Below are 7,899 nucleotides of genomic sequence, written 5' to 3' on the forward strand. Positions count from 1 at the left end.
CTTCCGTGGCTGCACCGTCCCGGAAATGTCCCGGTCCCGGTACGGTCCGGGCATGTGGTGCGACGTGATCGTGGTGGGCGGCGGAGTCATCGGGCTGGCGACGGCAACGACCCTGGCGGAGCGCGGCCTGCGGGTACGGATCTGGTCGCGGGACGCCGTGACGCGGACGACTTCGGCGGTGGCGGGCGCACTGTGGTGGCCGTACCGGATCGAACCGGCGGCCGAGGTCGGGGCGTGGGCGCTCGCCTCCTTGCACGAGTACGCCGAGCTGGCCGTGGATCCGGACCGCAGCGGGGTCCGGTGGACGGCCGGGGTCCATGCGGACACGACCCTGGAGCACCTCGGTCCGTGGGCGGGCGAGGTCGAGGGGCTCCGACGGTTGGCGCCGGACGAAGTGCCGGGACCGTACCGGACGGGCCTGGCGGCGCGCCTGCCGCTGATCGACATGCCGGTCCACCTGGCTTTCCTGCGGGACCGGTTCGAGGCCGCGGGCGGCGTCTTCGAGCAGCGCGCGGTGAGCGGGTTCGAGGAGGCTGCGGCCTTCGCCCCGGTGGTGGTCGACTGCACCGGACTCGCAGCGCGCGCACTCGCCCCGGATCCCGCGCTGCGGCCGGTGCGGGGGCAGTTGGTCCTGGTGGAGAACCCCGGGATCGACGAGTGGTTCACTGCGGCCGACGGGACGGCCGGCGAGACCACGTACTTCTTCCCGCACTCCGACCGCCTGGTGCTCGGCGGGACGGCCGAGGAGGACGACGAGCGGCTCGACGCGGATCCGGCGACGGCGGCGGCGATCGTCGCGCGGTGCGCGCGGGTGCGGCCGGAGATCGCGGACGCCCGGGTCCTGGGGCACCGGGTCGGGCTGCGGCCGGTGCGGGTGGGAGGGGTGCGGATCGAGGTGGAGCCGCTACCGGGCGGCGGGCGCCTGGTGCATCACTACGGGCACGGCGGCGCGGGGGTGACGGTGGCCTGGGGTTGCGCGCTGCGGGCGGCGGACCTCGCCCTCGGCTGACCGGTTCGCCTTCGACTGACCGGCGGACGCGCCCGACCGGCCCCGGCGGACGGGGCGGGAACGGCCGCGGGGCGGTCACCGCCCGGGAGGACGACGACCGCCCCGCGGGGCCCGCTCCGCCTACTTCCAGAGCGGCGGCTTGTGGTACCTGTCCGCATCGGCGCACCGCTTGGCCTGGCGTTCCAGGGCATCGGCGCGGGCGAAGGCCTTGCGGGCCTCCGTCGTGGCGTGCAGGTGCTTGAGCTGGGCGGCGCGGTCGCGCTCCTTGCGGGCCTGCGCGTGCAGCTTGGCGGCGTTGCAGGTGACGGCCTTGGCGGCGGCCGGCTCGGCGGTCACCGTCTGCCCGAGCAGCACGCCCCCGGCGAGCAGCGTCGTGGCGAGCAGCGCCGTGAGGGCACGGCGCGCGGGCTTGATGTGGTGCATGGTGGTTCTCCAACTCCGGGGCTTCGTGGGCCCGTTCGAGGCATGGTCAGTACCAGCGAGTAACTTTACCTCGAAGAAGTTCGGGACCACGTCACGACCCGCTCGGCGAATCCACTCGTCAACACCTCTTCACAGGAAGTCCGCTGACGAGGTGGTAGGTGGCGCGTGCGTCCAGGAGCAGTGGAACGAGGGCTCGTTGGGACTGTGCCAGCGGCACCAGGGCACCGGCGGCGTCGACCCGTGCGATCACCCCGTGCAGGGCCAGTTCGTCACCGACCTCGGCGTACTGCGCGGCGTCCAGGCGGTAGCCGCAGGGCGGGTCGGCGAGGACCTCGTCCGGCTCCGGTGGATCGTTGTCGGCGCCGCCGAGGTACACCGGCCCCCGGTCGGCGAAGCCGGTGTGCCGGGCGAGGGCGGTGGCCGCCGTGAGCGGTCCGCGGCGCTCCTCCAGATGGGCGAAGAGGCCTTCCAGCGCGGCACGGTGGGTGGCGACGCGACGCCGGTGGTTGCGGGCCGGATCGTCCTTCTCCGGCTGGTCGAGCGCGTCCACCCGGGTCTCGGCGAGCAGTGCCGCGGAGTGCTTGACGCCGGCTGTGTTGCGCAGGATCCGCTCCTGGCCGTCACCGGCGACCTGCTTGATCGGCTTGCCGGTGAGGGGATCGGTCCAGATGCCGTAGACGCCACTGCTGTGGCCGGCGAGGCGGGCGGCGGGCCGGACGTAGGACTCCGAGAGCGTCCGGGACTCGTCGTGGACGTGCGGATCGACATCGAGGTTGCGGGGCCAGAGGGCGAGCAGGTCCTTCTCGTAGTACCGGGGAGTGGCACCGTACTCGTGCAGGTCGTAGACGAGTTCCGGGTGTCGGTCACGGATGACGGCTGCGATCGCACGCGCCTCGGCGGTCCGCAGGGCCAGGTGGTCGCGGTTCACGTCGATGCCGTCGCCGTTGCCACGGGTGTCCGCCTCGCGTCCGTCGGGGTTCGCGGTGGGCAGGACCAGCACGGTGGTGCGGGCGAGGAAGCGACGGGTCTCCTCGTCCCGGGCGTACGCGAGGTCGCGCAGGGTGCTCAGACAGGCCTCTCGGCCGGCCGGCTCGTCGCCATGCTGGCTGCAGACGAGCAGCACGGCGGGGCCGGAGCGGCCCTCGCCGAGGGTGACCAGCCGGAGCGGGCGCCCCTGTCCGGTGGTGCCGATCCGGCGGACCGACGTCCGGTCACCGGTCCGGTCGATGACGGCGAGGAAGTCCCGCTCCTCGGCCTCGGTGGTCCACCGGGCGCCCCGACTCGTCTCGAAGCCGGTGCGCGGGAGCACCTGCGCGGGAGCGCTGTCCGCCGCTTTGGCGGGGACGGTGACGAGCGGAAGCGCGACGACCGCGGCGCCCGCCGCGAGGGCGAGTGCACGACGGCGGCTCCGCTGCCCGACGATCGTTTTCACCGGGTCTCCTCGATCCGGGCGGATGGAACGCGACGGGGTCGACGGGCGGCTCCCCGGGGACCGGCGGGCCCGGGAAGGTCCGGCGCATCGGTGCGGTCGGCGGTCCCCTGTCGGACGGCGGGGCCCGGACCGGGAAGGCGCGGTCCGGTGACGGCGGCCGGCGGGGCGGAACCGCTCGGCGGAGGGCCGGTGACGGGCGTCGACGCGGCCGGAGCCGGCCCCGTGGTGGCCCGGTCGAAGGCGCTCCGGCCTCCCACGAGGGGCAGCCGGGCCCAGATGCGGGAGAGGTCCAGCGTGAGGGTCGGCGTGGTCGACGGAGGGTCCAGGAGGTCCCTGTCGGTGCCCGCCACGATCAGGGCCAGCCGGTGCCCCGCCGGGACGACGTGATCGGTCGCGGCGAGGTCGAGGGCAAGGGCGTACGCCTTGCCGGGAACCAACCGGCGTCCCCGGTGCGGATCGGCCCAGGTGCCGAGGTCGGCCCAGCCCCGGCTGATGACGGTGAACGCGACGTCCGTCGTCCGGGGGACGGTCTCCTTGAAGCAGGCGCTGTCACCGGGGGTGCTCGCGCCCCAACAACTGCGCTCGGCGAGGGTGCTGATGCCCTCCCCCGCCGCCGCGTAGTCGCGGATCGTGTCGGGTCCGAGGTCGACGAGGACCACCGAGAGGTGTGCGCTGGTGGTGGTCGGAACCGCGGTGACCGTCACCTTCGAGGCTCCGGAGATCCGCAGGTCCCGGGAGAGGGGACGGGTGACGAACCCCGCCTTCTCGGGGGTCGGGCCGTCGATCCGCGCGGCCCAGTCCAGTTCGCCCAGGCTGCGGTCGTCGGTGAAGGTCGCGGTGGAGCCGGGGGGCGCGGGGGTGCGGCCGAGCACGCCGGGCGTGGTGGGGGTGCCGGGGGCGGGGCGCAGCGTCGTGCTCCGGGTGGTGCTCGGCGGCCATTGCCGGTCGGTGGTCCAGAGGTCCGGGGCGCGTTCGACGTCGGCGACGGGTTCACGGTCGATGCCGTTCTCGTGGCCGAGGAGGTAGTGGTCGAACCAGCGGTGCAGGGTGCGGACCCAGTCGGCGCGCCGGAAGTCGAAGGGATCGACGTGGCCGGCCTGGGAGAGCCAGATCTTCCGCTCGACGCCGTGCTCGGCGAGCGCGTCCCACCAGCGGCCGAACTGTCCCGCGCGCACGTTGAGGTCCTGCTGCCCGTGGACGACGAAGACGCTGGCCTTGACCTTGGCGGCGCCCTCGACGTAGTCGCGTTCGCTCCAGGCGGGGGTCCAGTCGCCGCCGTAGGGGGTGCCTCCGGCGATCCGTTCCTGGACCGCATCGCAACGGTCCCGTGCCCCGGGGGCGTTCACGTAGTCGGAGAGCCAGCTCGGGTTGGCGTCGTAGAGCGGGGCGCCCTGGGAGTGGAAGTAGTCGTACCAGGAGGAGATGGCGCCGATCGGAACGATCGTTTTCAGCCCTTCGACTCCGGTGGCGGCAACACCGTTGGCGACGGTGCCGTCCCAGCTCTTGCCGATCATGCCGACGCGCCCGGTGCTCCAGGCGGTGGCACGGGCCGGGGTGTCCCCGGTGCGGGAGGCGTAGCCGCGGGCACGGCCGTTGAGCCAGTCGACGACGGCCTTGGCGGACTGGACGTCAAAACGGCCCCCGACGTCGTTGCAGCCGTCGGAGCGGCTGGTGCCGGCGAGGTCGACGGCGAGGAAGGCATAGCCGCGCGGAACGAAGTAGTTGTCGTAGAAGAGCGGTAACCGGACCGGATTCCCCTCGGCGTCGTACGTCTTCTTCTGGCCCTCGTTGCCGCGTCCGCAGCAGGCGTAGTACGGACTGGCGTCCATGATGACCGGGATCTTCCGGCCGGCCGCGGCCGGCTCGCGGGGACGCACGATGTCGACGGCGACCCGGTCGGCGCGCCCGTCGCCGTCGCCGTCGAGTCCGGTGTCGACCCAGACGGACTCGCGAACGGCATCGGCGTACGAGTAGACGGGGCGGGACTCGCGGACGGGCGGCGGGACCGGCTCCGGCTCGGCGCCGGCGGGCGTCACCAGGGTCGCGAACAGGGCGGCCGTGACCGCGGCGAGAACGGTTCCGTACGACGGTCCGGGTCCGCGGGTTCTCCGCTTTCGCATCGGCATGCGCCGGAACGTACCCCGGTCGACTCCCCCGCAAAAGGGTGCCGCGGGCATTCGGCCGCGGCGCGGGTGACGGGCGGTGCGTCTCGGCCGAATGGCGCTCGTGTGACGGGGGGTCCCCTGGACGTGACGGTGCGTCGGCGCGCTGAATGGGCTCCGAGCCAAGGATCGACGACCATCCGCACGTCTTACGTTTCCTAGGACCCGGGAGCACCCGTGCACCGCAGACTGATCGTTCCGAGCGCCCTCGCGGCCTCGCTGTTGCTGGCGATCCCGGCATCGGCGGCCTCCTTCACACCCGGCGCCCCGGGCATCGGCGACTCCTACTACCCCGCCAGCGGCAACGGCGGCTACGACGTCTCCCACTACGACCTGCGCCTGAAGTACCAGCCGGCGACGGATCTCCTGGAGGGCACGGCGACGATCCTCGCCACCCCCACGCAGGACCTGTCCCGTTTCAACCTCGACCTCGGCCTGGAGGTCAGCGAGATCAGGGTGAACGGACGGAAGGCCGGGTTCGCCGCCTCGGGAGACCACGAACTGGAGGTCACCCCGGCGACCCCGCTGCGCAGGAACACGCCGATCTCGGTGGTCGTCCGGTACGCGGGCAAGCCCTCGGAGCTCAGGATCGACGGTTGGTCGGCCTGGGCCAGGACCCCGGACGGCGGAGTCGCCGCGCAGGAGCCGGAGTCGGCCGTCTGGTGGTTCCCGTCCAATGACCACCCGTTGGACAAGGCCACCTTCGACGTCTCGGTCCTGGTGCCGGACGGCCACCAGGCGATCAGCAACGGTGTGCTGCGGTCGCAGTCCTCGCGGCTGGGCTGGACCCGCTTCAACTGGCGTTCCAACAAACCCCAGGCGACCTATCTGGCGACGCTGGCCGTCGGCCGGTTCGACATCACGACGGGCCGGACCGCGAACGGACTGCCCGTGCTCAACGCGTACAGCAAGGACCTCGGCGACAACGCCGGGGCCGCCCGCGCCTCGATCGAGCGCACCACCGAGGTGGCGGAGTGGCTGGAGTCTGTCTACGGCCCGTACCCCTTCAACTCCCTCGGCGGCTACGTGCCGAACGTGACCAGTGGTTTCGCCCTGGAGACGCAGACCCGCCCGTTCTACAGCCCGCGGCAGTTCGCCAACGGCGCGAACGTCTCGGTGGTCGTGCACGAGTTGGCGCACCAGTGGTACGGCGACAGCGTGTCGGTCCGCGACTGGAAGGACATCTGGATCAACGAGGGCTTCGCCCGTTACAGCCAGTGGCTGTGGTCGGAGAAGGAGGGCGAGGGCACGGCGCAGGAACTGGCGGACTACGTGTACGCCTCGCGGACGGCCGAGGACCCGTTCTGGACCGTGCGGCCGGGTGACCCGGGTGCCGAGAACCAGTTCCACATCGCGGTGTACGACCGGGGTGCCTGGGCCCTCCAGGCGCTGCGCAACGAGATCGGCGACGAGCGCTTCTTCGCGGTCCTGAAGGGATGGCCGCAGGAGTTCGCCTACGGCAACGCCGGGGTCTCGGACTTCGTCCGGTACGCGGAGCGGGTCTCCGGCAAGCGACTCGCCGCGCTCTTCGACACCTGGCTGTACCAGCCGTCGAAGCCGGCCGCCGCGGCGGTGCCCGCGACCTCGGGCCCGGCGACCCGCTCGACCGCGCCGTCGACGGAGCCCGCACCGCCGAAGTCCTGGAAGAAGATCGCGGCGACGAACACCGTCCACGACCACGACGCCCGCCCCGGGCGCTGACCCCGGAGGGCTCTCGGCAGTCGCCCCGGAGCCGCCCCGGAGTCACTCCGGTGGCCACCCGGGTTTCACGCCCCGACCGGGCCGCCCGTTCGCGATCGGTCCCGGTGCCCGGGGAGCGCATCGGCGCCCCGCCGGACGCCCTCTGCTCCGGGGCCGTTGATCCGGCAGGGGCTCACGCCGACGCCCCCGGCTTCCGGAAGCGGACCGGCTGCGCACCTCCCACGGGCCGTCCGCCGGCGTGGCGGGCGGCCTTGCGGGCCCTCCGGGCCAGGGGGAGGTAACGCAGCCGCTCGGGAAGCACGGGCACCACCACCCGGACGATCCGGGTGAAGCGGCGCAGGGACCGCTCCTGCTCGTCCGTCCACTCCAGGCCGATGGCCCGTCGGGCCTCCGGCGGCATCAGGCCGACGGTGAGGAAGGTCCGGAGCTTCAGGAACGGACGGCGCAGGGCCGGCCAGAGGAGACGGAGGACGAGCCGGAGCGGCAGCGGCCCGCGATCGGGTGCGGGCAACGGCAGGTCGGTGTCGAGCAGTTCCCGAACGACGGCGGTGGCCTCGATCTCCTCGGCGAGGACCCGCTGGTAGTACGGCCAGAACGCTTCGATCGTCTGGGGCATGTCCCGGTCGTGGATGCCGAGGATCCGACCTACTTGCAGCCACTCGGCGTACAGTTGCCGCTCCTGGGCTTCGCTGAGGGGGCGGACGAGGAGGCGGAGCCCGTGCCGGTAGACGGGGAAGCCGGTTGCGTGCACCCAGGAGTAGTAGGCCGGGGTGAGGGCGTGGTAGCGGCGTCCGTGGGCGTCGACGCCCTGGATGGTCCGGTGCAGTTCCCGGAGCCGGCGGCCTTCACGCGCGGCCTCGTCGCCCCCGTAGATCCACAGCTGGAGCGAGCGCAGGGACCGCTCGCCACGGCCCCAGGGGTCCGTGCGGAAGACGGAGTGGTCGTCGACGCCGGCACCCACGGCCGGGTGGGCGACCTGCAGGGTGAGGGCGGCGGGCAGCATCAGGAGCGCCCGTACGTCTCCCGCGAGGCTCCACAGCACGCCGCCCACGGGCGGCGGCTCCGGGGTGCTGACGGCCGGTGCGCGGCCGAGGGCCGTCGTCGGTTCCATCGCCATCGGCCTCCTCCTCGTGCCTTCAAGCTTGCCTCCGTGCGGAAGGGGCCGTCGACCG

The 7,899-nt window shown here is 73.1% G+C and carries 6 protein-coding genes; 2 read left to right on the forward strand and 4 right to left on the reverse strand.

From position 1 onward, the window contains the following. Nucleotides 1-52 precede the first annotated feature (52 nt). Nucleotides 53-1,009 (forward strand): NAD(P)/FAD-dependent oxidoreductase, encoded by a 957-nt coding sequence (locus ACFW2Y_RS18695; RefSeq protein WP_384880069.1) that lies wholly within the window; start codon nucleotides 53-55, stop codon nucleotides 1,007-1,009. A gap of 120 nt (nucleotides 1,010-1,129) precedes the next feature. Here the strand turns inward: ACFW2Y_RS18695 and ACFW2Y_RS18700 are convergent, their stop codons facing one another. The 3 genes from ACFW2Y_RS18700 to ACFW2Y_RS18710 form a co-directional block, all read right to left on the reverse strand. Next, on the reverse strand, nucleotides 1,130-1,432 hold the full coding sequence (locus ACFW2Y_RS18700; RefSeq protein ID WP_384880071.1) for a hypothetical protein: 303 nt from the start codon (nucleotides 1,430-1,432) through the stop codon (nucleotides 1,130-1,132). Nucleotides 1,433-1,550: 118 nt separating this feature from the next. Continuing rightward, a complete protein-coding gene (locus ACFW2Y_RS18705; RefSeq protein WP_384880090.1) occupies nucleotides 1,551-2,888 on the reverse strand; it encodes a M14 family metallocarboxypeptidase in 1,338 nt (445 codons plus the stop codon). Then, the gene (locus ACFW2Y_RS18710) at nucleotides 2,861-4,990 is read right to left on the reverse strand and encodes a Xaa-Pro dipeptidyl-peptidase (RefSeq protein ID WP_384880074.1); all 2,130 of its coding nucleotides are present in this window, start codon (nucleotides 4,988-4,990) and stop codon (nucleotides 2,861-2,863) included. Before ACFW2Y_RS18710 ends, ACFW2Y_RS18705 begins: the two co-directional genes overlap by 28 nt. Nucleotides 4,991-5,203: 213 nt before the next feature. Between ACFW2Y_RS18710 and ACFW2Y_RS18715 the strand changes: the two genes are divergently transcribed. After that, on the forward strand, nucleotides 5,204-6,727 hold the full coding sequence (locus ACFW2Y_RS18715; protein ID WP_384880077.1) for a M1 family metallopeptidase: 1,524 nt from the start codon (nucleotides 5,204-5,206) through the stop codon (nucleotides 6,725-6,727). Nucleotides 6,728-6,899: 172 nt separating this feature from the next. Here the strand turns inward: ACFW2Y_RS18715 and ACFW2Y_RS18720 are convergent, their stop codons facing one another. Next, nucleotides 6,900-7,844, reverse strand: a complete 945-nt coding sequence (locus tag ACFW2Y_RS18720) for an oxygenase MpaB family protein (RefSeq protein ID WP_384880080.1) — start codon at nucleotides 7,842-7,844, stop codon at nucleotides 6,900-6,902. Nucleotides 7,845-7,899 lie beyond the last annotated feature (55 nt).

This window comes from Streptomyces sp. NPDC058877 (assembly GCF_042742855.1).
GTDB lineage: Bacteria > Actinomycetota > Actinomycetes > Streptomycetales > Streptomycetaceae > Streptomyces.